The sequence below is a fragment of the Ferrovibrio sp. GW821-FHT12F09 genome (assembly GCF_058806775.1).
The window spans coordinates 2,289,629-2,315,655 of record NZ_JBXAPZ010000001.1 but is presented as its reverse complement, the minus strand read 5'-3'; the positions used below and the strand labels follow the sequence as shown (position 1 = coordinate 2,315,655).

At 66.0% G+C, this 26,027-nt stretch carries 37 protein-coding genes; 1 reads left to right on the top strand and 36 read right to left on the bottom strand.

The genetic code is table 11. The features are described 5' to 3' along the window. Nucleotides 1–2: 2 nt before the first annotated feature. The 36 genes from AC1ROB_RS11490 to AC1ROB_RS11315 all read right to left on the bottom strand — a co-directional run bounded on the left by AC1ROB_RS11490 (nt 3) and on the right by AC1ROB_RS11315 (nt 25,199). On the bottom strand, nt 3–650 hold the full coding sequence (locus AC1ROB_RS11490) for a hypothetical protein (RefSeq protein WP_492971034.1): 648 nt from the start codon (nt 648–650) through the stop codon (nt 3–5). Beyond that, entirely contained in the window at nt 647–2,938 is a 2,292-nt protein-coding gene (locus AC1ROB_RS11485; protein ID WP_492971035.1) for a phage tail tape measure protein, read from the bottom strand. Before AC1ROB_RS11485 ends, AC1ROB_RS11490 begins: the two co-directional genes overlap by 4 nt. 18 nt (nt 2,939–2,956) lie before the next feature. Continuing rightward, nucleotides 2,957–3,199, bottom strand: coding sequence for a hypothetical protein (locus AC1ROB_RS11480; RefSeq protein WP_492971036.1), 243 nt, complete (start codon nt 3,197–3,199; stop codon nt 2,957–2,959). Then, the gene (locus AC1ROB_RS11475) at nt 3,154–3,558 is read right to left on the bottom strand and encodes a hypothetical protein (protein WP_492971037.1); all 405 of its coding nucleotides are present in this window, start codon (nt 3,556–3,558) and stop codon (nt 3,154–3,156) included. The genes AC1ROB_RS11480 and AC1ROB_RS11475 overlap by 46 nt, the downstream gene beginning before the upstream one ends. Nucleotides 3,559–3,561: 3 nt before the next feature. Then, nucleotides 3,562–3,987 (bottom strand): phage tail tube protein, encoded by a 426-nt coding sequence (locus tag AC1ROB_RS11470; RefSeq protein WP_492971038.1) that lies wholly within the window; start codon nt 3,985–3,987, stop codon nt 3,562–3,564. Between the two features lie 26 nt (nt 3,988–4,013). After that, a complete protein-coding gene (gene gp17, locus AC1ROB_RS11465; RefSeq protein WP_492971039.1) occupies nt 4,014–4,439 on the bottom strand; it encodes a tail completion protein gp17 in 426 nt (141 codons plus the stop codon). Nucleotides 4,440–4,441: 2 nt separating this feature from the next. Further along, complete coding sequence (locus tag AC1ROB_RS11460; RefSeq protein ID WP_492971040.1) at nt 4,442–4,909, bottom strand: HK97-gp10 family putative phage morphogenesis protein; 468 nt, start codon at nt 4,907–4,909, stop codon at nt 4,442–4,444. A gap of 15 nt (nt 4,910–4,924) precedes the next feature. Continuing rightward, nucleotides 4,925–5,260 (bottom strand): phage head closure protein, encoded by a 336-nt coding sequence (locus AC1ROB_RS11455; RefSeq protein WP_492971041.1) that lies wholly within the window; start codon nt 5,258–5,260, stop codon nt 4,925–4,927. A 54-nt stretch (nt 5,261–5,314) separates the two neighbouring features. Beyond that, entirely contained in the window at nt 5,315–5,947 is a 633-nt protein-coding gene (locus AC1ROB_RS11450) for a head-tail connector protein (RefSeq protein ID WP_492971042.1), read from the bottom strand. Between the two features lies 1 nt (nt 5,948). Then, complete coding sequence (locus tag AC1ROB_RS11445) at nt 5,949–6,632, bottom strand: hypothetical protein (RefSeq protein WP_492971043.1); 684 nt, start codon at nt 6,630–6,632, stop codon at nt 5,949–5,951. Beyond that, on the bottom strand, nt 6,629–7,300 hold the full coding sequence (locus AC1ROB_RS11440) for a DapH/DapD/GlmU-related protein (protein ID WP_492971044.1): 672 nt from the start codon (nt 7,298–7,300) through the stop codon (nt 6,629–6,631). The genes AC1ROB_RS11445 and AC1ROB_RS11440 overlap by 4 nt, the downstream gene beginning before the upstream one ends. Then, complete coding sequence (locus tag AC1ROB_RS11435; RefSeq protein ID WP_492971045.1) at nt 7,297–8,127, bottom strand: hypothetical protein; 831 nt, start codon at nt 8,125–8,127, stop codon at nt 7,297–7,299. Before AC1ROB_RS11435 ends, AC1ROB_RS11440 begins: the two co-directional genes overlap by 4 nt. Before the next feature lie 10 nt (nt 8,128–8,137). Then, complete coding sequence (locus tag AC1ROB_RS11430) at nt 8,138–8,920, bottom strand: hypothetical protein (RefSeq protein WP_492971046.1); 783 nt, start codon at nt 8,918–8,920, stop codon at nt 8,138–8,140. Next, nucleotides 8,901–9,296 carry a hypothetical protein gene (locus tag AC1ROB_RS11425; protein ID WP_492971047.1) on the bottom strand — a complete coding sequence of 132 codons (396 nt, stop codon included), beginning with the start codon at nt 9,294–9,296 and terminating at the stop codon, nt 8,901–8,903. Before AC1ROB_RS11425 ends, AC1ROB_RS11430 begins: the two co-directional genes overlap by 20 nt. Nucleotides 9,297–9,448: 152 nt before the next feature. Then, nucleotides 9,449–9,892, bottom strand: coding sequence for a hypothetical protein (locus tag AC1ROB_RS11420; RefSeq protein WP_492971048.1), 444 nt, complete (start codon nt 9,890–9,892; stop codon nt 9,449–9,451). 141 nt (nt 9,893–10,033) lie between these two features. Next, on the bottom strand, nt 10,034–10,498 hold the full coding sequence (locus AC1ROB_RS11415) for a hypothetical protein (RefSeq protein WP_492971049.1): 465 nt from the start codon (nt 10,496–10,498) through the stop codon (nt 10,034–10,036). A 92-nt stretch (nt 10,499–10,590) separates the two neighbouring features. Beyond that, the gene (locus AC1ROB_RS11410) at nt 10,591–12,054 is read right to left on the bottom strand and encodes a phage major capsid protein (protein WP_492971050.1); all 1,464 of its coding nucleotides are present in this window, start codon (nt 12,052–12,054) and stop codon (nt 10,591–10,593) included. A 39-nt stretch (nt 12,055–12,093) separates the two neighbouring features. Continuing rightward, a complete protein-coding gene (locus tag AC1ROB_RS11405; protein WP_492971051.1) occupies nt 12,094–13,035 on the bottom strand; it encodes a head maturation protease, ClpP-related in 942 nt (313 codons plus the stop codon). Beyond that, entirely contained in the window at nt 13,032–14,306 is a 1,275-nt protein-coding gene (locus AC1ROB_RS11400) for a phage portal protein (RefSeq protein ID WP_492971052.1), read from the bottom strand. The genes AC1ROB_RS11405 and AC1ROB_RS11400 overlap by 4 nt, the downstream gene beginning before the upstream one ends. A gap of 10 nt (nt 14,307–14,316) precedes the next feature. After that, entirely contained in the window at nt 14,317–15,957 is a 1,641-nt protein-coding gene (locus AC1ROB_RS11395) for a terminase large subunit (protein ID WP_493031425.1), read from the bottom strand. Nucleotides 15,958–15,985: 28 nt separating this feature from the next. Then, a complete protein-coding gene (locus AC1ROB_RS11390) occupies nt 15,986–16,603 on the bottom strand; it encodes a phage terminase small subunit P27 family (protein ID WP_492971054.1) in 618 nt (205 codons plus the stop codon). A 113-nt stretch (nt 16,604–16,716) separates the two neighbouring features. Next, the gene (locus AC1ROB_RS11385; protein WP_492971055.1) at nt 16,717–17,118 is read right to left on the bottom strand and encodes a DUF8602 domain-containing protein; all 402 of its coding nucleotides are present in this window, start codon (nt 17,116–17,118) and stop codon (nt 16,717–16,719) included. Nucleotides 17,119–17,150: 32 nt separating this feature from the next. Further along, nucleotides 17,151–17,765: a hypothetical protein gene (locus AC1ROB_RS11380; protein WP_492971056.1), complete on the bottom strand. Its 615-nt coding sequence runs from the start codon at nt 17,763–17,765 to the stop codon at nt 17,151–17,153. 254 nt (nt 17,766–18,019) lie between these two features. Beyond that, complete coding sequence (locus AC1ROB_RS11375) at nt 18,020–19,540, bottom strand: primase-helicase family protein (RefSeq protein WP_492971057.1); 1,521 nt, start codon at nt 19,538–19,540, stop codon at nt 18,020–18,022. 45 nt (nt 19,541–19,585) lie between these two features. Further along, on the bottom strand, nt 19,586–20,728 hold the full coding sequence (locus tag AC1ROB_RS11370) for a DNA translocase FtsK (RefSeq protein ID WP_492971058.1): 1,143 nt from the start codon (nt 20,726–20,728) through the stop codon (nt 19,586–19,588). Beyond that, complete coding sequence (locus AC1ROB_RS11365; protein WP_492971059.1) at nt 20,725–20,928, bottom strand: hypothetical protein; 204 nt, start codon at nt 20,926–20,928, stop codon at nt 20,725–20,727. Before AC1ROB_RS11365 ends, AC1ROB_RS11370 begins: the two co-directional genes overlap by 4 nt. Nucleotides 20,929–20,970: 42 nt before the next feature. Continuing rightward, nucleotides 20,971–21,309: a hypothetical protein gene (locus tag AC1ROB_RS11360; protein WP_492971060.1), complete on the bottom strand. Its 339-nt coding sequence runs from the start codon at nt 21,307–21,309 to the stop codon at nt 20,971–20,973. Beyond that, nucleotides 21,296–22,198, bottom strand: a complete 903-nt coding sequence (locus tag AC1ROB_RS11355) for a DNA adenine methylase (RefSeq protein ID WP_492971061.1) — start codon at nt 22,196–22,198, stop codon at nt 21,296–21,298. The genes AC1ROB_RS11360 and AC1ROB_RS11355 overlap by 14 nt, the downstream gene beginning before the upstream one ends. Next, nucleotides 22,195–22,935 carry a deazapurine DNA modification protein DpdA family protein gene (locus AC1ROB_RS11350; RefSeq protein ID WP_492971062.1) on the bottom strand — a complete coding sequence of 247 codons (741 nt, stop codon included), beginning with the start codon at nt 22,933–22,935 and terminating at the stop codon, nt 22,195–22,197. Before AC1ROB_RS11350 ends, AC1ROB_RS11355 begins: the two co-directional genes overlap by 4 nt. After that, nucleotides 22,932–23,282, bottom strand: coding sequence for a hypothetical protein (locus tag AC1ROB_RS11345; RefSeq protein WP_492971063.1), 351 nt, complete (start codon nt 23,280–23,282; stop codon nt 22,932–22,934). The genes AC1ROB_RS11350 and AC1ROB_RS11345 overlap by 4 nt, the downstream gene beginning before the upstream one ends. Then, nucleotides 23,282–23,617 (bottom strand): winged helix-turn-helix domain-containing protein, encoded by a 336-nt coding sequence (locus AC1ROB_RS11340; RefSeq protein ID WP_492971064.1) that lies wholly within the window; start codon nt 23,615–23,617, stop codon nt 23,282–23,284. The genes AC1ROB_RS11345 and AC1ROB_RS11340 overlap by 1 nt, the downstream gene beginning before the upstream one ends. Further along, a complete protein-coding gene (locus tag AC1ROB_RS11335) occupies nt 23,614–23,781 on the bottom strand; it encodes a hypothetical protein (RefSeq protein WP_492971065.1) in 168 nt (55 codons plus the stop codon). Before AC1ROB_RS11335 ends, AC1ROB_RS11340 begins: the two co-directional genes overlap by 4 nt. Then, the gene (locus tag AC1ROB_RS11330) at nt 23,778–24,164 is read right to left on the bottom strand and encodes a hypothetical protein (RefSeq protein WP_492971066.1); all 387 of its coding nucleotides are present in this window, start codon (nt 24,162–24,164) and stop codon (nt 23,778–23,780) included. Before AC1ROB_RS11330 ends, AC1ROB_RS11335 begins: the two co-directional genes overlap by 4 nt. Continuing rightward, nucleotides 24,161–24,616, bottom strand: a complete 456-nt coding sequence (locus AC1ROB_RS11325; RefSeq protein ID WP_492971067.1) for a phage regulatory CII family protein — start codon at nt 24,614–24,616, stop codon at nt 24,161–24,163. The genes AC1ROB_RS11330 and AC1ROB_RS11325 overlap by 4 nt, the downstream gene beginning before the upstream one ends. Continuing rightward, nucleotides 24,613–24,963 carry a hypothetical protein gene (locus AC1ROB_RS11320; RefSeq protein ID WP_492971068.1) on the bottom strand — a complete coding sequence of 117 codons (351 nt, stop codon included), beginning with the start codon at nt 24,961–24,963 and terminating at the stop codon, nt 24,613–24,615. The genes AC1ROB_RS11325 and AC1ROB_RS11320 overlap by 4 nt, the downstream gene beginning before the upstream one ends. Further along, nucleotides 24,960–25,199, bottom strand: coding sequence for a helix-turn-helix transcriptional regulator (locus AC1ROB_RS11315; protein ID WP_492971069.1), 240 nt, complete (start codon nt 25,197–25,199; stop codon nt 24,960–24,962). The genes AC1ROB_RS11320 and AC1ROB_RS11315 overlap by 4 nt, the downstream gene beginning before the upstream one ends. A 147-nt stretch (nt 25,200–25,346) precedes the next feature. Between AC1ROB_RS11315 and AC1ROB_RS11310 the strand changes: the two genes are divergently transcribed. Next, nucleotides 25,347–25,988: a helix-turn-helix domain-containing protein gene (locus tag AC1ROB_RS11310; RefSeq protein ID WP_492971070.1), complete on the top strand. Its 642-nt coding sequence runs from the start codon at nt 25,347–25,349 to the stop codon at nt 25,986–25,988. The last annotated feature ends 39 nt before the right edge of the window (nt 25,989–26,027 follow it).

The window sequence follows — 26,027 nt, the reverse complement described above, 5'->3', positions numbered from 1 at the left end:
GCTCACTCGTTGCCGAGGGCTTCGAAGATGCTGAAACCGAGCCCGTAGATTTTCGCCTCGCCGACATCCCAGTCCATTTCACCGGGCATCATGCGGAACACGCCCTGCGGATTGACCAGGGTCACCGCCTCGCCATGAGCGATGTTGCGCCGCAGGCGCGGCCAGATATCCAGCGCGGCATAGCCGCCGGCATCGGCATTCACGGCGGTCAGGTTCACATGCAGGGTCGCCGTGCTGCCGGCGCCAAGCATCAGGTAGTCGCGCGGGCGCAGCACATTGGCGGCCAGCGGTGTCCAGCCCGCGGTGTACAGAACCTCATCGCGCACCAGGTTGCGGCTCGGGCTGCCGCTGCTGGCGGCGACCGGATTGCCGGCACCGCTGCCGCGCGGCAGGCGCTTGGAAACGTCGCCGAACAGGAAGGTGCCGAAACTGCCTTTCAGGCTCAGCCGGAAGGCGATCCAGGCGTCGGCCTGTTCCTCGGTCATCGGCGGCAGCATGCAGTCGAAGGCCCAGAGCTGGCCCTGGTGGCGCTGCACCTGCTGCTGGAAGGTGAAGGGCGAGCGGTTGATGCCGATCGCCTCGGCGGCACGCACCTTCAGGCTGCTGAAGGTCGGCGCGGCCGGCATGGTCAGGGGATAGGTGATGGTCATTTCCAGGCCGAACGGTTGCGCTGCCAGTCGGAACGCGAGGCATTCACCGCACGTTTCTCGATGCTGCCGTTCATGTCGCGCACCGTCTGCTCCAGCCGTCGCATGCCATCGCTGTCGGCACCGCGCGCATCGATATAGACGGTCGGGCCACCGCCAAGGCTGCCGACCTGGTCGCTGCGCAGCACCTGCTCGCCGCCACGGAAGTTGACGAATTCCGTACCGCGCTCGCCCACCTTGGCCCAGCCGGCCGCTGCGCTGCTGGTGCCGGTGGCGTAGCCGCCGAGCGCCATGACGTAATCCGCCGCCATGGCGGACGAATAGTCGCCACCCGGGCCGCCGCCACCGCCGAACAGGCTGGAGAAGAAACCGCCGAGACCGCCGCCGCCTCCCCCGCCACCACTGCCGGCGGTGGAGAACACGCTGGCCATGGTCTTCTGCAGCTGCAGCAGCGCCGGCTGCAGCACCAGCATGTCGAAAATGGCATCGGTCAGGTCCAGCACGGCATTGCGCAGGATATCGGCGCCGGTGGCGCCTTCGCGGAAGCCGCGCTTCAGGTTGCTGCCGATCACGTTGGTCAGCTCGCGGGCATTTTCATTCGAGCGCCGCACCTGCTCGTTGACGCCATCGGTGCTGCGTTTGATCTCCTGCTGCGCATCCACGTAATCGGTGGCCAGCTGGCGCGCCTGCTCGGCGGTCAGCGCCAGATTCTCGCGCAGCAGCGACTGGGTGCGGATCACGATCTGCAGCTCGCGGTCGAACAGGTAGAAGCTGCCGGTCAGATCGTCGAAGGCGACCGTGGATTTGGCCGCCGCCTCGGCCTGCTCGCGCAGCAGCCGCACATCCTCGTCATTGGCCTGCGTCACCTTGATGACCTGGCCGCCCAGCGCCGCCGCGGCCTGCTCGGCCGCCAGCATGGCGTCGACCTGCTCGCCCAGCGCATTGGCGAAGGCCTTGACGTTCTCGGTCTCGGTTTTCTGCGCCTCGATGCGGCGGGTCTGCACGCCCAGGCTGTTGATCAGCGCCACCTGTTCGGCATTCAGCGCCGACACGCCCTTGCTGCGCAGCATGGCCAGCGCTTCCTCGGTGGCCCGCGCGCGCGCCTTCACCTCTTCGGAGGCATTGACCGTGTCGGCCTCGGCCTTCAGCGCCGCGACCTTTTTCTGCAGCTGGTCGGTGACGCTCTTGATGGCGTCGGATTCTTCCTTGCTCTGCGGGTTGCGGTTGGCGCCGCCTGCGCCCGTCCCCGCGCTGCCGGCCGCGCCCGGGGCCGCGGCCGAGGGCTGCCGCAGCCGGTCGGCCAGGGCCAGCAGGGCCTGGTAGCGCGCCTGTAGCTCATCCAGCTCTTTCTGCAGCGGGCCGTTCTTCAGCTTGCCGATATTGCCGAAGGGACCGAGATTTTCGTTTTCCTTGATCTTGGACTGCAGCTCGGTGATGCGCACCAGCAGCGAGCCCAGTTCGTCATCGATGCTGGCGATCGAGCGCGCCGTGTCCGGGCGGAAACGCTCGAACAGCAGGTTGATCTTGGTGATCAGGTCGAGCAGGCCGGGTGCGGCGAAAGCCGCGCCCAGCTGCGACAGTTTTTCGAACTGCTTGACCAGCGCCGCCAGCTGGTCCGCCGCCTTGTCGGCATCGGCGATCATGGTCTCGTTGATCACCGCGCCGGCATTGCGCGCCTCGGCGGTGAATTTGCGGATACCATCGGCGCCGCCGGTCAGCAGCGGCAGCAGCCGCTGGCCCGACTTGCCGAACAGGTCGACCACCAGCGCGGCGCGGCGCGCCGGATCGTCGATCTTCGACAGGCCATCGGCCACATCCAGCAGGATCGCTTCGGTGCTGCGCAGATTGCCGGCCGCATCCAGGATGCCGACATCCAGCTTGGCAAAGGCATCGATCGCCGCCTTGTTGCCATCGGCGGCATCGCCGATGGTGCGGCTGATGCGGGCCAGGCCGGATTCCAGCTCCTGGGTGCTGACACCGGCCTGGGTGGCGGCATACTGATAGGCCTGCAGCGCATCGGTGCTGATGCCCAGCTGCTCGGCCAGTTCGCTCAGGCCGCCAACGGCATCCAGCGAGCGTTTGGCAAAGGCGGCCAGGCCGACCACGCCGAGGCCGCCGGTGAAGACCGACGCCGCCGAGGCGACGCTGCGGAAGCCTTTTTCGATATTGGCCAGCGAACGGTTCATCTGCACGCTGGTGCTGGCCAGATTCTGGCGCACCCGTGCCAGGCCGGAATCGAACTGCCCGGTATTGGCGACGAAATCGGCGGACACCACACCGGCTTTGGTCATGCGGCGCCGCCTTTCCCGTCAATGCTTCGTCTGTTTGGACTTGAACCAGGCCGCAAGTTCGGCCTCGGTCATGCCCGCCGGTTTCCGCACCGGCCTGGGCAGCAGGCTGTCCAGCGCCGGCAGTTTCTTGGCGCGGGTCAGGGCCGCCAGGTTCCAGGCCAGGCTGACGCGCTGGCTGTGGACGCCGCCGGCCAGCCGCACGGTCTGGTGCGGCGTCAGGGACCAGAATTCGGATGGCGCGATCCCGGCAGCCGCAGCCACCTCGAAAGCCGTCTGTAGAGTGTCGCCATCCGCCCCGGAGGGTTTTCCGGGGCATCCTCCGGCATGCCGTCCATACCCCAGATCGCCAGATCGAGCGCCGCCTTGACCGCGCTCAGGGTCGGCATCAGCGGCGGCGACAGCGCCCGGATGCTGTCGGCCGTCAGGTCCGGATGATGGCGGCGCAGGCCGATGCTGACCAGCACCGCCAGCTTCGGCATGTCCATGCCGGTCAGCACCAGGCCCAGCACGCCGTCGCCGACCTCGTCCTTGATGCGGGCCTGCGCATCCCAGTCATAGACCAGGATGCAGTTGCGCCCGCCCAACTGGATTGCCGCTTCGCCGCGGTAGCGGTTCGGCATGGCTTACGGATCCAGCGGGCCGAGCGGCTCGCCCGAAATCTTGATGCTGAAATTGCCGTCGGTCTTGGCATCGACGCCGCCCGACAGCGGATTGCTCTTCACGCCGCCGTTGAACAGGAAGTATTTGCCGTCCGACAGCGCGAACTTGAACTGGCGCTGGGCGCGGTCGGCCTTGGCGGCGCGCATCTGGATCTGGCCCGGGTCCTCGGGCAGGTAGTTGCCCGAGAAGGCGAAGTTGCCGAAATCCTGCAGGCCGGTCAGGAATTCCTTGGCGGTGGAATCCAGATCGGTGACATCGATATCGGAGGCCTCGCCGTCAAAGGCGGTGAAACTCTGCATGCCCTTGACCTGCACCCAGGCCGTGGGCGAGCCCACGCCGATATAGAGCTTGGAGCCCTGGGTTTCGATAGCGCCATTCGCAGCGGCCATGATGATAGTCCTTTCTGTTTTTCGGGTTAGTCGGGTTCGGTGCCGGTGACGAGATATTCCAGCAGCACACGGTGCAGCATCGGATCGATATCGGATTCCACCAGGTCGGTGCTGCCGATGCGGGCCACCGCCTTCACGATGCAGAGCAGCGCCGGACTGTCGGCGCTGACCGCCACCGCGCCGTGGTAATCGCTGATCGCGGCATGCACGGCGCGCGCCGCCTGCTGGGCCAGCAGATAGGTCCGGGCATAGACATCGATCTGCACGCGCGGCTGCAGCAGGCCGCTTTCGCCATCCAGGTCGCGGGCGATATCGGGCTTGTCGACGCCAAGCACCACGATGTAAGGCCCGGCGACATCCTGGCCGGCCAGACCGGGATAGACCCGTGTGCCCGCCAGCGCCTGCACGCCCGCATCCGCCGCCAGCAGTTTCAGGATCGCCAGCGCCAGCATGGTCAGCGGCTCCGGAGCAGCGCACGGCGGACGCTGCCGTATTTGCCGGCCAGCCGGGTCACCTCGCGTTCCAGCCCCTTCAGCAGGCCACTGCGCATGACATCGAAGGCTTCCGGTGCGGTCTGGTCGAAGGCCGGCCGGAACCAGGGATGGGCGCGCATGCGGCTGGTGCCGTATTCCAGGAACCAGCCCCAGAAGGCGCGGCCGGTGCTGACCGTGTAGCCGACCAGGCCGCGGCGCAGACGGCGCCAGCGGCGCAGGCGCAGGTTGCGCGACAGCCGGCCGTATTTCCGGCTCGCAGCCGAAGCCTGTTCGCCGCGCGGGGCATTGGCGCGCGCCGCTTTCAGGGTCGGCTGCGCCGCCGACCGCACGGCGGTGTCGTAGACGCGGGATTCCATCGCATCGGGCAGTTCGCGCGCCAGCGCGATCAGGTCTTCGAAACCCTGAAGGCTGGTCTTGACCTGCATCATGGCGAAAGCAGCCCCTTAAGCAGCGGTATTCCTGACCACGACCACCCGGGCCAGGATCTGCAGCCATTCGCGGCGGCCGATCTCGGCCGGCCGTCCGGCGATGTCATACTCGACGCCCTCGCAGACCAGGCGGTGCTGTTCGGTCACATCGCTGCGCCAGCGGATATGAAACTTGGCGGTCGCTTCGCTGTTCACCTGCTGCGCGGCGAAAACCTCGCGGCCCAGCAGGTCCAGCCGTTCGGCCCAGACCTCGGCCAGTTCGACATAGGTGACGATTTCCTGGTTGGCGAAGTCGCGCGTCTTCACCGGACGCAGGATGGTCAGGCGACGGTCAAGCTGGCCGATCTTCATGAGAGGTCCCTATCGCTGCGCGCATGGGGTGGTGCGGCGGCCACGCGCGCAGCGTCAGCCAAAGAGATCGACACGGTAGGGCGCCAGCAGCGTCGCCACCGCCAGCGGCAGTTCGGTCACGATATTGCCGACATTGACCGCTTCGCGGTTCTGGTAGAGGTGCCCCAGATGCAGCAGCATCGCCTGGGTCAGCGGCTTGGGCACATCGCCGATCGCATCATTCGCCGCGTCATAACCGCAGGTGAAGGCGATGCAGACGCTGTCCGGGCTGCGCCGCGCCGCCGGCCAGCTGCGGCCATAGGCCGGCGCCAGCCGGCCCCGCATGCCCTTGCGCAGGATGAAATCGCTGCCTTCGGTCAGGGTCTGCGGCACCCCGGCGCTGTCGGTATAACTGACGCTGTCGACGCTCTGCAGCGGCGGCAGCGGCAGGCGGATTTCACCGCCGGTGCCATCAGCGCCGCAGGGAAAACCGTCAAGCCACAGTTCCCAGGACTGGGTCACCAGGGCACGGCCGAGGATGCCGGCTTCGCCGTCCAGATGCTGGCGCATCGCGGTGATCAGGCCCTGCACCAGCGCATCGTCGGGATGGCTGGCGGGCGAGCCGCTGGCATCCAGCTTCAGGTGCAGGCGCGCCTGGGCCAGGGTCAGCGGCTCGGTGGTCGGCGGCGTCACCAGCACCAGTGCCATATCAGCCCTCGCCAATCCCGAGATACCGCTGCGCCCAAGGCGCCATCAGATGCTTGCGCGGGCCTTTGAAATGCACCACGCAGGCCGGCGACGGATCGATGCTGGTGGCCGGCGTGTCGTTGAACTGCCGCATCGGTGCGAACTTCACCCGCATGCTGCAGCGCCACTGCACGCCATGCTCGGCCGGAATCGGCGCCAGCGCCTGGCTGAGTGCAATCATGTCATCGCCCCAGACCGGGCCGCAGGCGGCGGCGATATCGGCATACAGCGCCGCGACGCCGGCCAGCGCATGATCGGGGATGAAAACCGCGCCGTTGTTGATCGGCCAGCGATGGCTGGGCCGCCGGCTGGTGACCAGCAGGTCGAAACTGCCATCGAATACCGGCGTGAGGTCGCGGGTCACCAGGCAGTCGGCGCCGACCAGCACGACGCGGCCGTCGGCGTGGCGCGCGCGATCCAGCAGGAACTGCGCCTGGCCGCGGCAGAAGGCCTGCATCAGGTTGACCGGCAGGTCGGTGACATAGGTTTCAAGATCGCCCTGCTGGCGGTCGCTGATCACGACATGGCGATGACCGGCGCGGTCGCAGCTTTTCTGCAACAGGCGCAGCAGCGGCAGATAGTCGACGGCATCCGGAAACTGATCCGGACGCGGCGCGTAGAAGCTGGCGACGGTGATCCTGCTCATTGCCACACCGCCACCGCCGCCTTCGACAGTGCCATCCTGCCGGCCGGCACATCGCTGACCACCAGGGCGCCGGCAGCAACAACCCCACGGGCGCCGATGGTGATGCCCGGCGTCAGCACCGCGCCGGCGCCGATGCGGGCGCCGGCGCCGATGCGCGGCCCCGCGACGGTGGCCGGATCGAAATCGTAACGGGCCGGATCGAGCTGGCGTTGGTTCGCCATCACCACGCCGGGACCGAGGAAGGCGCCGGGGAAGATGACCGTGCACCCGATCACCACGCAGGCATCGTTGATCCGCACATCATGGCCGATTTCGCAGTCATAGCCGATGCGGCTGCCGCCGCCGATCGCGCAGCGGTCGCCGATGCGGCTGCCCTCGCGGATCACCGCGCCGTCGCCGATCAGGCAGTTCTCGCCGATATGCACATCGGCATAGATGCGCGCGCCGGCCATGATCACGGTGCCGGCGCCGATCTGCACCCGGGCGGATTTGACCGCCGGCTGGCGGGCCAGCGCCGGCGAGGCCTGCGGCATCAGCCCGATGCAGACGAAGGGCCCGATGGTGACCGCGTCACAGACGATCTGCACGGCCGGATTGAACCAGGCCGTCAGATCGATGCCGTCGCGGCAGGCGATCGCTTCGTCTCCGGTGATCGAATGCGCATTCATACCAGGCCTTCCGATCTCAGATGGCGCCAGCAGGCGCCCAGCGCCAGTTCGCGCAGCGACCACTGGCACCAGGCCAGGTCGGCCATGAACTGCGCGCGGTCCTCGGCCGGCGGCAGGGCGATCCGCTCGATATCGTCCAGTGCCGCGCAGCCGTTCAGCAGGCTGGCAACCCCGGTTTCGGCAAAGACCGGCACGCCGAGCAGCAGGGCGTCCACCGCCACATTGCTCTGCCGCGTGACCACCGCATGGGCGGTAGTGAGCAGCATGGCGATCGGATCGGCGGTATTCATGCGGATGCCCTGAATCGCCGGCGGCGCGCCGACCTTGCGATAGGGTTTCGGTCGATAGACCAGCGGCCGGCGGGTGATGCCCAGCAGCCGCTGCAGTACGGTTTTTTCCCAGGACTGGAACGGCACGCCATCGCGCAGGCCGGATTTCGGACCCGAGGCGGCAACCACGATACTGTCGCCGGCCATGCGCGACGGCCGCACCGCCAGGCGATGCGCGGCGAAACGGTCGGCCGGCATCGGCCGCCGCCGGAAATAGGCGGTCGGATGCGGCGAACCGACACTGACCTTGACGAAGGTATCGAGACCGCGCAGATGCCGGCCGAAATACGGCAGGTCCATGGTGACGACACGGCGTCCGGTGGTCGCGGCACTGGCCGCCACCTGCGCGGCGGCGCCGAACCAGCCATAGACCACCAGCACATCGCAGTCTTCCATGCCGGTGACACGGTCGCCGGCGGCCAGCACGCCGGCGCGAAAGGCCGCGATGGCCTCGTCATGGGCCGGCTTTTCGGTCATCCAGCTGAAGGCAACTTTCATGGTGCAGCCTTCACGACAACAAGGCCGCGAAGGGCGCGCCGGTGGCGATCTCGTCCACGCTCCACTGGTTGCTGGCGGCCAGGGTCAGCGCCGGCAGGCGGTCACCCAGAAACGGCACATCCAGATCGGCGGTGATGCGTTTGGCCGCCGCCGCCGCGATCCAGGCCGGTGCGGCATAGAAAACCGGGATGCCCGCCAGCAGGGCCGTCAGTCCGCCATTGCTGCACCAGACCACGCAGGCATGGGCGCCCTGCAGTTCGGCGCGCAGGGATATGTCGCTCTCGGCCGGCGGAACATTGCCGGGATGCTGGCGCACGTTCACCGGCCGGCGGGTGCGGTTGCGCAGATCCTGCGCCATGCGCTCGGCCCAGTTGGGCGGTGACGCCATCAGATCGGAGCCGATGCCGCGCTGGCCCAGCACCAGGATATGGTCACCCTCGCGCCGCCAGGGCCGCAGCTGCGACAACAACGATCCGGTGCCGGTGCGGCTGGCGTCATACTGGCAGCCATGGTGATGCTGGTTCGGGCTGATCGCGTAGAGCCGGCGGCCGAGATTGTCCTGACCGAAATAGCCGTTCTCGGCCACCAGCACGCGGGCGCCGACCGCCTCGAAGGCGCGCGCCATCCGCTCGCGTTCGGCATAGCGGTTCCAGATCACCAGCACATCGCCGCGATTGGGGTGCATGCAGTAGTCATGGCTGACGCGGTAGCCGCATGCCGCCAGGCCGGCATCGAAGGCCTCGCGGCGGTAATGCACCGCCGCCTGCAGCAGGTTATAGGCCACTGGTTGCATGGACAGGCCTGTCAGGTGGAACGGTGAAGACAGCAGCGATCTCGGTGGCGAGGTCGCCGCGCGGAAAACAGTCGATCGCCGAGCCCGGCGTGCAGTTGACGACACTGACGCCGGCGGCGCGCAATGCCGGCAGCGCGCCGGGAAACAGGCTGCGCCAGCGGTCGAGATCGGGCTGGCAGGGATTCTCCAGGCCATGGCCATGGTCGCCATGCCAGTGCGATTCCTGCGCCGGGCCGCGCCGCATGTCATAGCCGAGCAGCAGGATGCGACAGGCGCCCAGCAGCAACGCAAGGTTCAGCGCCTGGAAACCGGAGTTGTTGCCCTGGTGGATGCGCAGGGGATCGAGCGACAGGCCGGGCTGGTCTTCGCTCGGCACGCGCAGGATATCGGGCCGCTCGGCGCAGATGGCCGCATCCTGGCTGACCCTGACGCCGGCAAAGCCGGCGGTGTCGTAGGCGCGCCAGAAGCGGTCATCGGCCGCATAGAGCAGATCCGCGCCCGGGATCAGTTCCCAGGCGCGGTTGATGGTTATGACGCGGCAGCGGCCGGCGGCGCGGCTGCGCCGGAGGTGGTCGAGGTCGCACCGCCCGCGGGGGCTGGCGAGGCTTGGTCCGCCGGCGACGCAGACGACGGTTGCGCCGGGCCAGAGTCGGGGGACGGGCGGCCATCGGCCGATTTGTCCTTCTCGGCAGCTTCCTTCTCGGCTGCCGCCTTCTCGGCTGCCGCCTTCTCGGCTGCGGCTTTCTCGGCGGCGGCTTTCTCGGCGGCGGCGCGGCGCTTGGCTTCGGCCGTCGCCTTCAGGTCCAAAGGGTCGGGCTTCACCCAGCCCTCGGCATCGGCGATCAGGGCGCAGCGGTCGGTCATGTCCTGCGCCACCGGCTTGCCGGCCGGATCGGTCTTCGGTTCGTATTCGATGACCGCGATGCCGTCAGGCGAGAATTTGAAGCTGCGAACAACAATGCGTTTGGGCATCGCGCCCTCCGTGTTTGGCTGTATCGGGAGATTGGCGATCGGGAAAAAGGAGCGGTCACTGCCCGCCGCAGAGGAAACGGCGGGCAGTGACCAGGCAGCGCGGCCAGCCCCAGCAGCGGCCGCGACAGGGGTGTGCGGGGATCAGGCCGCGTCGGCCACCGGTGCGATGGACGGATGACCGAGAATCATCAACACGCTGATCGGCGTGGCGCCGGGCGTGTTGGCAGCGGTGGCCACAACGCGGGCATACCGCTTGGTGCCGCGATACCCCACCGTGTAGGCCAGATCATCCTCGGCAGCAGCGTCGATGCGGGCGAAGATGCCGTTGGCCACATTGCCCTCGCCGACATTGCGGCCATTGGGCAGGATCATGTCGGCCTCGGCCACGGCGGTGAAACCGCTGTTGACCGTGTCCGATTCCTGCAGGGCCAGCGTCCAGACCGGCGAGGGAGAATTCGCCGCATTGGTCACCGCGCCGACGGCCGCGGCGATCAGCGCCGAACCAAAACCGGCAAGATCGATGCCATTGGTCGGCGTTTCCGTCGCGGTAACGGTCTTGGCCCAGTGAAGGACGGTCTTCAGATTGGAAATGAGGTCGCGCTGCATGGGTGTCTCCTTCAGGCTGCGCGTGAAAAGGAAGGGCCGGCAGTCTGACTGCCGGCCCCGGGTTTCACTTCACTGTGAGAGTGCGCGCCCGCTCAGGCGGCCGCGAACTTCAGCAGCTTGATGGCGTCGAAGTTGTTCACGTCGCCGCCGACACGCTTGCGCATGTAGAAGCCGACATAGGGCTTGTTGGTGAACGGATCGATCAGCACCACCAGGCCCAGCCGATCGATGATCAGATAGCCTTCCTGCCAGTTGCCGAAGGCGATCGACAGGCTGTCGGCCGCGATGTCGGGCATATCCTCCATTTCGCTGATCGGATAATTCAGCAGGCTGGAGGGCTGGGCCGCCTGGATGCCCGGCTGCCAGAGATAATGGCCATGCGCATCCTTCAGTTTGCGCACAGCCGCAACCGTCAGGCTGTTCATGGTCCACCGCGCACCCTGGCGATAAGCCGCCTTCAGGGCGTAGATGGCGCTGATCAGCGCATCCGGATTGGCCGCGCCATCGGCGGCGCCACCCGAGATGGTCGGGAAGGCGCCGGCCGCACCGATGGGGATATACTGCAGCTTGCCCCAGGGGCGGTTCGCCTTGTCGCTGGTGGTCACCGCATCGGCGCCATAGGCCAAGAAGCCTTTGGGCCGCGTTTGGCCGTTGCCGCTGACAAAGCCGGTGTTTTCGGTGCGCACCATCTTGTCCAGCGTCTTGCCCTCCAGCCAGGCCGCCGGATTGATCAGCACCGCATCTTCCAGCATTTTCTGGGTCAGATGCGGGTAGGCATACTGCTCATGCACCTCGATACGCTGCATGCCAAGCGTCGGCGTATCGGTCTGGGTGCGCGGGGCCCGCTCACCGACCCAGCCGCCGCTGGTGGCGTCATTGGTGTCCAGCGGCTGCTCCCAGGCGTCGCGGGCGATGGTCTGCACGCGGGCGATCTGACGCATCGGCGAGGTTTCGAACAGGCGCTTCTGGAACTGGGTCGACACCTCCGGCGGCACCGCATAGCCGCCCGAGGGATCGCTGCCGACCTGCAGGGCATTCCGCAGGTCAGACGACAACATGTTGACATTGCCGTTGCAGGCGATCAGGTGGTTGAAGGCGGCGGTATACTTGGCATAGGCCTCGATATCGACGCCCTTGACCAGCGCGGCCGAGATTTCCTGCGGCGAGGCATCGCGCAGCGCCATCACCTCGCGCACGAAGGCGCGGGCATTCTTCTCGGCATTTTCGTTGGCGGGATTGGCGGTGCCGCCGGCGGTCAGGCGGGCGATATGACGCGCCTGGTCATCCATAGCCTTGGTCTGCGCGTCCACAGATTCCTTCAGCTTGGCCTGCAGGTCGGTGATCGAAGCATTGATCCGGTCGGCGGTATCCTTGTTGCCCTTGTCGTTGGCGGCCTTGAAGGCCTCCCAGGCGCCATTGATCGCGCCAACAATGGCGGCCGGATCGGTGAGATCGGGTTTGATCAGCGGTTCAGCCGGGCCGGCATAGGCCGGCATGGTGAGTGCGGTGGTTGCCGCCAGCGCGAGCGCGGCGGTCTTCAGATGCGAGCGAGCCATGAAGCTGGCCTTTCCTGTCAAAATTGTTGTTCGGAGGGTTCAGCCCCGGGCGGTGGCCAGCAGCCGGTCAAGCTGGGCCTTCAGCGCGGGATTGCGAGCAGCGTCCCACTGGTCGCGGTCGTCGACCGGTTCCGGCGTCCCGCCGGGTCCGGTCTGGAAGCCACGCGCCACGATGGCGCGGGCTTGGGATCTCGAAGCGCCCGCATCCCGCAGGGCACGCTCGAAATCACGTTCGGTGCGCGGCGCATAGTCGGCCGCCTTGTAGAGTGCGGCCACGGCGGCCGGCAGTTTGGAGAAGGGCGACAGGTCGAAGCGGGCCTGCTCGCCATCTTCCGCCGCCGTCTTGGCCATCACGGTGTCGGCGAAGCCCAGCTCCACGGCGCGGTCAGCGCCAAGCCAGGTTTCATCCGCCATCATCTGGCGGATCTCGGATTCGCTGTTGTCGGCGCGGCCGGCATAGGTGGCGACCAGGCCGGCGTCGATGATCTTCAGGTCCTCGGCCTTCTTAGCGAACACCCGGTGGTCGCCGATGCCGATGGTCCAGGCATTGTGGATCATGAAGAAGCCGTTCGGCGCGATCTCGATAGTGTCGCCTGCCAGCGCCACCACGCTGGCGATTGAGGCGGCCAGGCCGACCACCTGCACATTGACCTTGGCCGGATGGGCCAGCAGATCGTTATGCATGGTGATGCCGTCGAAGACGCTGCCACCCGGCGAGTTGATGCGCAGGTTGATCACCGGCGCGGTGATTTCATCCAGCTTGCGCTTGAAGCTCTTGGCGTCGGTGCCCCACCAGCCGATTTCATCATAGAGATCTATATCGACGGCCTCGGCCTGCGCGCGCGTGTCGAAGCGGCGGCCGCTGGCACGGTTGAAATACGGACGCCGCTGCATCTCGGCCATCAGGCCGGCCGGCAGCGTGATGCCGGCATGGGCGCGGGTGGCCAGCGCGGCCGCCAGGATGTGACGCGGAAAGGTCATGCCGGGTCTCCGGGTTTCGGGGCAGGCTTGTTCTGGTTGTTCATGTTGGCGGCGACGATGTATTCATCGCCGCCAGGATCGGTACGTCTGTTGAAGTTCATCAAACGCCGCCATTCATTGGCGTTGATCACGCCGTTCTGCCGCATCAGCTGCAAGCCTTCCTGCTGGGTCTTGAAATCGCCGCGCAGCAGGGCCGCAACCAGGAATTCGACAAAGCGCTTGGGATCGCCCTGCAGCACATGCAGGTTGATGCCATCCTGCACCAGCACGAACAGCGGCATCATGGTGTAGATAACGAAGCCGAGCGACTGATGCTCGATGTTGCTGAAGGTCGAGCGGTCGAGATCGGCGACCATGTGCGGCGGTACACCCCAGATGCCGCAGATTTCGCTGCGCGACAGCTTGCGGCTGTCGAGGTATTCCGCATCCTCATGCGACATGCTGACGGGTTTGTAATCCAGACCCTGGTCAAGCACAGGCGTGGAGAATATCTGCTCCCCGCCGGTGACCAGATGCCAGTCCTCACGGGCTTCCTTCTTGCCCGGCGCCGTCATCTTCTGTTCAGTTTTAAGCACGCCCAACGGCCGGGCGCCGTTGGCATAGAATTTCGAGTTGTGGTCGCGCATGGTCTGCGCGTCACCATAGGTTTCGCGGTGACGCTGGATCGGCGAAATGCCGTCGATGCCGTCGCGACTGTACTGCCACAGGTGCAGGATTTCCGAGGGTTCGAACCGGATCAGCGCACCTGACGGATGACGGTATTCAAAATGGAACTTTAACGTGACCGGATCCTGCACCTTGCGGGTGCGATCCGGGTGCAGGCGATTGAGGTTCAGCACGCGACCGCCGACACCACGCACGATATGGGCGTAGAAGCGACCACGGTAGAACAGGTCGCCGCCCAGCAGCATCAGCCACTGCGACGCGGTCAGGCCTTCCATCGGCGAACTGCGCAGCACGAAATAAAGCGGATTATCCTGGTCCCGTTCGCGATCTTCGCCCGACAAACGCAGATACAGGATCAGCGGCAACTGCGCCATGCTGGTGCAGATGACCCGCTCGCAACCCGCCACCACCGACAGGCGGGATGCAGATTCCTCGGTCACCACGGCACCGCTGGCCGAGGCCATACCAACGCCCATCTGCCGCGCCAGATCCTCCACCGACATGCCGGTGGTGATCTGATTCCGGACATCCAGCTTCGGCTCGATGCGCGACAGCACATGCGGCGCAGGCTGGTTGCCGGCGATCAGGCGGTCGAACAGGGTCATGGAAAGCCTTTCAGCCGAACATGTCGCCGCGCTTGTAATCCAGCACGTCGTTCGCCGGCTCGCGCACTGCGATGGCACGGCCCAGCGCCATGCCGCTGGCGACAAAGCCGTCAATCTTTTCCGTCGAACGGTTCTTTGCAGGCTTCATGTTGCCGGCCGGGTCGACATCGGCGACGACGTTGTGACCGTTCCAGCGCAGCACCGGATTCTCGCCCCAGGTGATCGCCGTGCCGGTGACCAGGCCCACGATCTCGCGCATCGGTGCCGCCATCGACGCATAGCCCTGGCCGAACGGCACCATGGTAAAGCCATCGCCCATCAGCTCGGTGACCAACTGGGTGGCGTTCCAGCGGTCGTAGGCGATTTCCTCGATTTCGAACAACTCTTTCAGCGCGTTTGCCTTGCGGCGGATAGCGCTGTAATCGACGATGTTGCCTTCGGTCAGTTCAATCCAGCCGTCTGCTGACCAGGAATCATAGGGCACTCGATCCTTGTCGATGCGCTTCTGCATGTTGGCTTTGGGCAGCCAGTAGTAGACTAGGATTTTCCAGGGTTCGCCTTCGGCCACCGGCGGAAAGACCAGCGCCAGCGCCGTGAGGTCGATGGTGCTGGACAGGTCGAGCGCGGCGAAGCATTTCCGGCCCAGCAGACTGTCCGGCGTGAACGGCAGGCCGCAGGCATCCCAGGCATCCGGGTCGAGCAGCGGATCGTCGGCGCCCTCCACCCAGATGTTCAGGTGCAGGCGCTTGAAGGTGTTGAGCGCGGCGGGCGAGACCTTCGCCTTGGCCAGTTTACGCTGCAGCTGGTTGATAAAACACGAAACGCCGAGGTTGGGATTGGCCTTGGCCCAGGTGGCCGGATCGTCCCATTTGTCGTCGGCATCGATCGAATAGATGATGCCGAAGAAGGCATCGTCGCTGATCACGCCGCGCAGCACCTGCTGGGTATGATCGTGCTGTTCGCCGCAGATCGTCTTCTTGCGCTTGCCGGCCGTGGTGATTGCAAGCATCAGCGGCTGGTGGCGCGCGCCGGTGGCGGTATCGAGAATATCCCACAGGTCGCGCGATTTATGCGCATGCAGTTCGTCCACCACCGCGCAGTGGACGTTCAGGCCATCCTGGTTGTCGGAGTCCGCGCCCAAGGGCTCGAACTTCGCCTCCATGGTCGGCACGTTCATGTTCGCGGCGAAGACCCTCACGCGCTGGGCCAGCTCGGGCGAGGTCGAGACCATACGCTTGGCCTCGTTGAAGACGATCTTTGCCTGGTCTTTCTTGGTGGCCGCCGCGTAGACCTCGGCGCCCTGCTCGCCATCGGCGGTCAGCATGTAGAGCGCGACCCCGGACGCCAGTGTCGACTTGCCGTTTTTGCGCGGCACCTCCACATAGCCGGTGCTGAAGCGGCGCGCGCCGTCGGCATTTTTCCAGCCGAACAGACTGCCGATGATGAAGGCCTGCCAGTCTGACAGCGAGAAAGTCTGCTTGGCCCACTTTCCTTTCGAGTGCCGCAGGTAGGTTTCGAAGAAGCCGATGGCCCGACGCTCGGCCGCCAGATCATAGGTCAGGCCGCGAGCATGGCCCTCTGCCAGATCGGTCAGGTGCCGCTTGCAGGCAAGCCGCACCCATAGACAGGCCGGCACCGCACCGCCGGTCACCGCCAGGGCATAGCGCTCGGCGCGCGACTCAGTTGACGTAGCCGAAATACTCGCTGGCGGGGTCGAGCTGCGGCGTCGCCGGCTTCGCTTCGCCGGCGACTGCGACTCCGGTGGATTCAGGCTGGCTGCCATGGGTTGCCGGCTTTGGTTGCGGCGCGCCCTGGGACAGCGGCAAGGTCAGTTGGTTGCCGGTCTGCGCTGCGGCGGCGGAAAGGCGGAAGCGCGCCAGCGGCGACAGGCCGAGCTGCGCCCCCAGGCGCGTCATGGATTTTTCGGCATCCTGCGCCAGTCGCACATTGGGATCGATGCGACGCAGATTGCCATGCTTGGATTGGGTCTCGTAGGTCGCGCCATTGGCGGCGATCTTGGACTGGGCTTCGACATAGTGCTGGCAGGCTTGGCAATACTGGGCCAACGCCAGCGCATCCATTTCCGACAGCACCCGCATGCGCGAAAGCTCTGGTGCCAGCCGCTTCCATTCGATCAAAGCCGCTTCGCCCAGCCAGGCCGGAGGCGATAAGCCCAGCGGCGCCAGCACCGGAGCCGGCTTTGCAGATTCGGTGCTGGCTGCGGCCTGTTTCTTTGCGCGCTTGCCGGCATCGCCGTTCAGCGCCCGCTCTTCCGCGGTCAGCTGGCGACGCCCCATGGCCGAAATCCTCTCGCTGCCGAAAAAATAATTTCCGAAAATTTCGCGGCCGCGCGACCTTTGCTGGGGACGCGGTCTACAGAAGCAAGGCGGCAGAGATTTGACCCCGCCCCCTATGTGTTTGATCGGACTTGCGTTTTCGGATTTCCAAATCCACCGTCCTGCCGTGCCGTCTTGCGATCGTGATGCGGTTTGAAGTAGCTGCGCCACTTCGACTGATCCCAGAAGATCACCGGATCGCCATGGTGCGGCACATCATGGTCGACCACATCGGCAGCATGCAGCTCGCCTGTCCTGCGACAGTCATCGCAGTCACACAGCGGATGATCCACCAGGAACTGCCGCCGCACCTTCTGCCACGCCCGGCCATAGAGCCGCTTCGATGCCGAGCCGCGCAGCCGATCCTGTTCCTGCCGTCGCGCATCGCGCTGGGCCTGATGCGCAGCGCAGTAGCGGGCATCTACCAGCGCCCCGCATCCGGGATGCGCGCATGGCTTCTTTGGTGCCCAGGGCATGATGGAACCTGAAACGAAAAAGCCCGCCGGGATTATCCAGCGGGCGCGGCTTTGCCGTAGTGTTCGGACACCATGTCAAGTTTTCTGCGCAGTGTCAAGCTGCTCTTCCCGCCATCGGCATGCCATGGCACGGCAGGCGCGCGCACCGACACGATGCGATGCTCGGCCAGCAGCTTCGGATTGTCGATCAGCGCCTCGGCCACCTTGAGCAGCGCCAGCACCCAGGCGAGATAGGTCTGCTTCGCCAGCACGATGCTTTCCATCGACAGATACTCGCGCACCAGGCAATAGCCGTAACGCCGCGCCGGCATGAACATTTCGGTTTCCGGCCGGCCCTTGCCATCCAGCACCGCGCCGAGCCGCGGCACTGCGCCCGGCATCCAGTCCGGTCGCCCCGCCACCCGTGCATGCACGATCAGCAGGCCGCGCTGCAGCGGTGGCTGCGCCATCACCAGGTTATGTACGGCCAGCGCATCGGGGTGCACATCCACCATGCCGCCACCGCCGCCGGCACCATCCCAGTTCGCCGCCCGTGCCGAGCCCGGCCGCGCCGCCGCCGCCGTATCCGACACGATCTGGTCGACCAGCTGGTCCCGGTAAGACCAGATCAGCACATCCTCGATATCACAATCCCGTTGTACAGCCATGCCCTGCCTCTCTCCGTCCGCCCTGTCCGACCTCGCCTGAAAGGTCGGACGCTCGAAATCCCTTGCACTGCCTGCTTTCGTCCAACCTCCCAACCCTTATGAGGTAAGAGAGGGTCGTGTATGTGCGCCTGCCCTACGGATATCCGGCCGCAAAAGGTCGGACGGTTGGACGCAGGCCCGCCATTGGCGCACTTGCACCCAGCAAAGGTCGGACGGAAGGTCGGACGGGTCCGGCCTAAAGGTCGGACGCCGCCCTATTCCAGCGCATCCCCCCAGTCCACATCCTGGCCGATCGCATCGCGGAACAGCTGCCGGCAGGTCTCCAGATCGGGCACCGACACCACGCGCACGCGTTCCTTGTCGCGCCGCGGCGCGGCCGTGCCCTCGCGCTCGTCCAGCGGATCGGGGGCCGATGTCACCTCGCGCGCGGGCCGCATTTCACGCAGCGATGGCACCAGCTTGCGCAGGCGCATCCACAGCCCGGTCGGTGTCGGCTTGTGCCGGTGGCCCAGCTTCTCGGCAAAGGCGACATAGGACGCATAGGCCGCATCCTTTTCGAATTCCTCGTCCCAGCCATGGCTGCCGGGCGTGGCCCCGCGCTTCAGGCATTCCAGCCAGAAGGCATCTTCGGGCCGCATGCTCATGATCTTCTGTTCCAGCAGCGCGCGCGTCTTCGGAATCTCTCGCAGGTTCACGCTGGTCAGATCGAAATCGAGCAGGTAGCGCAGCAGCGAGGCGCGCCCGCCATTGTCCATCTGCTCGTCCATTTCGGCGAAATAGTCGCTGTCCTGCTTGCAGCGGTCGCCCACGTCCTGCACCGAGAACCGCCGCTCGTCCATGCCGGCCGGCACCACCCAGCCTTCATTCGATGTCACCAGCAGGTTGATGTAGTTGCGCAGGTAGACAACATCCACGCCCTTGCTCTCGATCGGGTGTTCACGGCTGGTCACCATGCTTTTCAGCCGGCCTTCCGCCTGCTTGTCGCCGGCCCAGAAGCCCTCTTCCGCCTGAATCAGGATCAGCGATCGCATATGCGCGTTGAACCGCCCGACCAGATGCGCCGGATTGTCCACCGCCATGTAATGATGCGGAAACAGCGATCCGACGATTTCGCCTGGTTTGGTCTTGCCCACGCCCATGGCGCCGCGCAGCACCAGTGAGGTGCCGATGCGGTCGGTCGGCCGCTGCACCAGGCGCGCGAACCAGGCCATGTTCCAGCGGAACAGGTTGTCCTTTCTGTCCGAAACATTCTGGTGCATGTGATCGAGGAACACGGTGATCGCACCGCGACCGGTCTTCGGCACGGTCTTCGCCGGCTTCACCGAGAACCCTTGCCACAGGTTGTACCAGTCATCGGGCGCGCCGCCGCTGCCGTCCTTGTTCACCGGCACGAAGGTGATGCCCTCGTATTCACGCCGGCGCCGGTCGGCCAGCCACAGCTCGGCCACCGGAGTCATTTCGCCATCCACCGCATACTGCTCTGGCAGATGCTTCAGCCGGAAATCATAGGCCGACATCAGCGCGATCTGCGGGCGCCCCTGGTCATCGGTGTATTCGCGCAGGCACAGCACCTTGCCGCCCACCATCACCACCGCATGGCGCCCGTTAAGCCGCTCGATCGCGCTGGCAATCTCGACATGCTGCGTGCCCTTGCCGCCGGCCGGCATGCCGGGCAGCGACTGCTGCACCATGCCGCCCTGCTGGCCCACCGGGCCATAGCCGGGCGGCGCGGCGCTGTTGCCCGCTGTCGTGCCATTCTTCCGCTTCCCGCCCAAACGCAATACTCCCAGAACCGATGTCACTGACCAGGCGCGCGCCGCTCATGCAGCGGCGCTGTCGCCGTCGCTGTCGTCTTTCTTGTCGCCGCAGCCGATCACCGCGCGGCGGCCGAACTGGTCCGGCTCGCTCACGATGCCCTGCTCCTGCATCGCATCGATCAGCCGTTGCGCCGTGCTGAACAGGATGTCCAGTTCGCGCTGCAGCAGCCGGGCGCTGGCCGCGCCAGCCTCCAGCACCACGGTGATGGCCTGTGCGTAGAGATCGCTCTGCAGCAGGTCCAGGCCGCTGTTCTGCGGCGCACGCGGCGGCGGCGAGTCCGTGATCTGCGCCGCCGCCGGCGGCGCAAAGCCATGCAGCAGCCGGCCGTGGCGGGCGAAGATCGCCGGCAGCGCCGGTTCCCGGTTGCGCCGCGCCGTGCGCCAGGCCTTCAAGTCTTTCTGCAGCAGGTGGCCGAACGCCGCATTGTCCACCAGCACGGTTTCCACCCCCACCAGCGCCGCCTCCAGGTCGACATCGGCGCCCAGCACGCAAAGGCCGAAGGTTTCCCATCGTGGCGCCTCGATCGCCGCGATGGTCTCGTCCAGCATCTGGCGCTGCAGGGCGATGGCGTCTTCCAGGCTGATCTCGGAATCATCCTCGGTCAGGTCACGGGTCGCCTGCGGCTGGAGTCCGCTTTCCAGCAGGCCCTGCACCGCGCCCTCGGCAGCAGCCTTGGCAACCGCGCGGCGGCGCTGGTAATCCACCCGTGCGGCGCAGAAACTTTTCAGCATGGCCAGCGGACTGTCATAGACGGCCAGCGGCCGGCGTTCGCGCTTCGCCTGCTCCAGCGCCGCTTCACCCAGCAGACCGCCAAGGCCGGTGCGGCGCCAGAAATAGCGGCTGTCGCCCGGATGCAGCGCCAGCAGATCCACCAGCTGCTGCTGCGCATCCAGCACCGGCAGCACCAGGGCGGGGCCGCCCAGCCGGTCTTCCTTCGGCGCATCGCAGGGTCGCCACAGGGTCACGCCGGTTTCGGTCACCACTTCAATGCGGCTGATCCCGATCTGTGCCAGCAGCACCGGCAGCGGCAGCGTGGCATCCAGATGCCGCATCACCCAGCGCATGCGCTCGACAGCGCCGTCACCATCGACCAGCATCTTGCCGAACAGCGCCGTTTCCGTCCAAAGGTCCGCCACATCGATCACAGCAGCCTCCCCTGTGCCGGCAGCAGCACCGGCGGCCCGGCCTGTGTCGCCACCGTCTTAACCTCGGCCGGGCGGTGCGGGCCGCAGAACCACTGCCCGCGCCGGCCACGCCGCACGCAGACGCCATAGCCGAACGAGCCCCAGGCCGTGCAGCCCGGGTGTTCGCAGGGGTGGTCGAAATGCCCGAGGGCTTCAGACACGCGCCGCCTCGCTCACGCCGTCCATGCTCATGCCGCCCACGCTCATGCCGCCCGGGCCGTCTCAGGCGGCACGGCGATGGGGCGCAGCTGCGCCAGATGCGGCTCGTTGTACCGGATCGGCGGCTCGTGCTGGTGCCGGAGGAACCCCTGCACATCCAGCCAGGTTTCGTGTTCCAGCCGGTCGTGGCTGCCGCAGACCAGGAAGGCGCGGCCCAGGTAAGCAGCCACCCCCCCCCGCAGCGCGGTCAGCAGCTGCGCCTCCGTCTCCCACGGCCCGGACCAGCGCAGCGTCTGGCCCTTGGCATTGGTCGCGTAAAGAAAGAACGGCGCAGTCAGCCCTTCTGTCAGTCCGTCAGTCGTCAGTCCTTCAGTCTGCGTCATGGCAGGCTCCCTGTTGCTGTGAACGATGGGTGGTAAAAAACGATTGCTGCTGCGGCCGGTCCAGGCGCGCGCTGGCTTGCGGATTGATCCACAGCACTTCGGTGCGCGGGGACGCGCCATCGGCCAGCGCCGCAATCTCGACCCGCTGCCAGTCGGGCAGCGCATCGTCGTAGAGAGCAGTGGCATAGCCGCACAGCACCACCATGCCGGTCAGCGCTCGCGCGGCCTCCAGCAGGGCGACATGCCCCCCCCGGTCCAGTTCGAACCGGTAGGATTTGAATTTGGTCGTTCCGGATTTCGCACTAGGGGCTCGCGTTTCCGGCATATACGGCGGATCAAGGAAATGCAGCGTGTCTGGCCCGTCATGCTGCCGCGCCACATCCAGGGCGTCGCGGTTCTCGATGATCACACCCTGCAGTCGATCCACCACAGCAACCAAGGCCCGGGGAACATTCGCCCAGTCATGCGCAGGTGTAGTGCCGGATCGGTTGCTGTTGGCCCGGAAGCCTGTCTTCCGTTCTATGTTGGATGCATCGCCACCATGGCCCATGAAACTGCGCACCACCTGGCGGCGCGCGTCTTCCACGGCATCGCCGCTGCGCTCATAGGCCGCTTCGAATTCGTCGCGCGCAAACGGCGTCAGCCGCAGCCGTTCGATCAAGTCGGCAGCCGTGGCCGGGTCGCGCAGCACGCGGAACAGGTTGACCACATCGCCATCGAGATCGTTGTAGACCTCAGCATAGGCGGGCGGCTTGCGCATCAGCATGCTGGCCGCGCCGCCATAGATTTCGGTATAAACCCGGTGCGGCGGGAAATACGGCAGCAGTTTCGGCGCCAGCATCCACTTGCCGCCATGCCAGCGCAGCACCGGGCGCGTCGGAGCGTTCATGCCGCCCGCCAAAATGGGAGCGAGCGCTGTGATGGGGCCGCGCCGATTTTAAGACTAAAGGCCTCTGCTTCACGCCAGTCGTTCGCGTTACGCCCAGCGCGGCGAGCTGCGTAGGACCATGCCATGGAATCGGCGCTGAACAGGCAGGACCTCACCATATCAGAGGCCAGTGCCGTAGATTTCAAACCAAAACCATGCAATCGGAGATCGGGGCGATGCTCCCGGATGGCGAATAAGATTTCCTCAATCACCCCAACACTCGAATTGCGTTTACATACCGAGCCGACACCGACGTGCATTCCATCCGTTAGCCGGCCGCCGTATGCATCAAGATGTCGAAGATAATCTGAAACCAAATAACCCTGCAGCACCGGCATGACATGGACAGATTCGACCAGTGGAAGCAGTCCATCATATCGCTCGATTGTCAGCCGCTGATGCTCTCGAACCGACAAGCCGGTTTTTGCCACAATCCAAGGCTCACACATCCAATCCTGCGCAACGACTGCAACTAGACCAGGATCAAGCGCGACCCAACGGTTGATTTCTGCCGCATAATTTTCGACGCCATTTCGATAGGTTCCAAAGGTCGCAACCTCGGTGAATGCACCACTATCCATAATCCAGTCTGCCGCACCCACCGCCGTGCGGCGCGGCCTCAACCGATTAACTGAAATGAAAGCTCGGTCGATGCGTTTGGCATCCGACGGCTGATGAAGACCTACATAAAACTTCATTCCGCCACCGCCTCGGCCACCGTTGTCAGCGCCGAGCGCCGCAGCAGCGCCTGCTTGTGCCGCAGATACCGCAGCATGCCGGCGCGGAATCTCTTCTCCGCCGCCGCACCGATTCTCAGCCGCCCGTCCTGCGCATCCGATGGCACTGGTTCGTCGGCCCCGTCATGCAGGCGGCTGCCGCGCGGCCGGCCACCCTTGCCGGAAACGATCATGATGCCCTGCTCACTGCACTTGCAGTAAACCGCCTGCGCGGTGCGGCCGAGCGCCCCGGCGATTTCGCTGGCTGTCCGGTGGTCGGCTGCCAGGTCGCGCAGGCGGCGCAGGTCGTCATCGGTCCACAGCGCCATCACGCCGCCTCGTAAGTCTGCGGCGGAATGTCCGGCCCGTTCAGCATGTAGCCCATGCCCACGGCGCGGGCGATGGTATGGCCGGTCGGCCGCACCACCTTGCGCATCTGGCTGGCATAGACCTTCAGCGAACTTTCGGCATCGCCAGGTTCGTCGCCATTCCACAGCAGGGTGATCAGCGCGCTGTCGCGCACCATCTGGCCGCGCTTGGTCACCAGGCTGCCAAGGAACAGGCCCTGCCGGGGTGACAGCGGATAGCCGTTATACGACACCAGGCGCGCGGGCAGATCGGCCACCGTGCCAACGCCGCCGCAGGTCGGGCACAGATGCGTCATGGCCGGTCCTGCCGGCTGGAGTCTTCCACATCGCTCAGGCCCAGCTCGCGCCGCCAGCGCGCCTGCCCTTCCCGGTGCCAGTGCAGCAGCCGCGGCACCCAGCCGCGCAGCAACCAGCCGACCACCAGGCCGGCCAACAAGACAAAGGCCATGCCCCAATTCATGCCGCATCCCTCCCCTGTTGGCGCGCATCAATCATGGCGGCCAGCGTGCGCGCCCGTTCCGGATTGCCAAAAGCCGCGACGATCGCGCGCCGCTCTTCCGCCGCCGCAGTTGCGGTCGCCAGAATGGAAACAACCGTTTCCCGTGAAACATCACCCAAGGCGTAATGCCCGCGCCGCGGCGTCTCGATCCGGATGCCGCCATGGCGCAGCCGGCGGATCAGCACACCCAGGCTGCCGCGACTGGTCGGTCGCGCCTTCGGGCCATAGACCGCTGACACCAGCGCCATCATCCCCACCGGTTCGGTCGCCTCAATCAGCACGCGCAGCAGCGTCAGCGTGACCGGTAGTTTCAGTGTGACCGTGACTTCAAATGGCCCCGTCATGGCATCACCCCGATTTCCGCCGCCAGCCGGTTCAGCTCGGCCACCGTCTGCTGGATTTCACGCAGAACCTGCTTGCGCTCGGCCGGCGTCACCCGGCCATCGGCCATCGCGTCCTGCACGGCGCGGCCCACATCGCCCATTTCCGCCATGGCGCGCAGCAGCCGGTTGCGCGGGTCCATCGGCTGCAGGCTGATCGACAGCCCGGCCTGTTCCAGCCGCGCGGCATAGACTTCGAAGATCGGCGCCATGGTCACGCCTTCGGTGCCCAGGCAGGCCAGATCAAGCGCCAGCGCCTGCTCCAGCGACGGGCTTTCCGGCAGGTCCTCGTTGCTCCAGCGCCGCAGCAGGTCGGCCGAGCGCTTCACCACGGCGGCAGCACCGGCCGGCGTCAGCAGCCCCATGATGCGGGTGATGGCATCTTCGAAACTGTTGGGCGTGCGCAGCTTGGTCATGCCGGCATACCTCCATCGTCGCGATCGGCGGCGCGCCTGCGCCCGTCCGACTCACGAATGCGCCAGCGATTGGAGGCGACAGACACGCCGCGATGCAGCAGCATGGCGCCATGACGATCGAACGGAATGCAAAGCACCTGGGGCGGCACCAGCCGGAAATTGTCGCTGTGATTGAGCAGCACGGCCATCGCGTGGATGCTGCCATCAGCGAGGCAATAGCGCAGGCCGCGCAGCACGCCGCCCGGCTGGAGACGGATGACCCCGGCAGCCCCGCTGCGGCAATCCTGCGGGGCCAGATCGCGTTCCTGAATCTCTGTGCCGAAACCGGCGATCGCCCGGCCGATCATGCCGCCGCCTCGTCGGCCGGCAGCAGGTCTTCCAGACGCAGCGGCACGCCATGAGCGGCGCACAGCCGCACCAGCCGACCGGCAGCCGACAGGCTGGGCACCGCCTTGCCGCTTTCGATCAGCGACACCTGCGACTGGCTGAGATCCAGTTTGTCGGCCAGCTCGACCTGATTAAGGTTCAGGGCCAGCCGGGCCGACTTGAAGGGTGATGGGGCGACATGAGCGGTCTGCGTCATGACCCGAATATATGATTATCCCAATATTAGCGCAATCATATTCGCAAGATTATCAGGCCAGCCCGCCGGGCTGCCGGATTTCCGCCCTGTGTTCAGCCGCTAACACCGCGTAACCTATAGACTATCTGACAAATTCGGATTCCCGCCATGCTCACGCCCGACCAGATCAAGGCCCTCCGCAAGCACCTGAAGCTGAAGCAGACCGCCTTTGCCAAACGGATCGGCGCCAGCCAGTCGCAGGTCTCGCTGATGGAAAACGGCGGCATCGGCGACATCGGCTCGAAAATCATGTCGCGCCTGGAAAAGCTCTATGCCGATACCTTCGGCGCCGCCGGACCGCCGCAGGCTGATTTCACCATCACCACATCCGACCGCACCATCACCATGGAAGTGAAGCCGGGCAAGCGTGGCGGCTATGCCATCGACCTGCCCGACGATCCGATATCCGATGATGCCCTGGCCATCCTGCGCCTCTATCTCGCCGCATCAGCCGAAGACCGGCAGGCGGTGAAACTGCGGCTGCAGCATCCCGAACTCTCAGCCGGTGCCGGCGCCGTCAGGTCCGCGCTTGACGACGAGGATACCTTCATCGCCCTGTTCCGGCTGGGCCTGCGCAACGGCGGCGTCACGCTCACCCGCAAGCAGGAGTATCAGACCATGCTGTGGGTCCTCGATGCCCGCGAACGCCTCGGCGCCGGCGCGTCGGTCGCCGACCTGCTGGCGGAGCTCGACAAGGTCAACGACATTGCCGCCCGTCCGCCGCGCGCCACGGGCAAGACGGCGCGCTAGCTCGCGGCCGAGAATATAGGCCGCCGATTCACGGAAGCG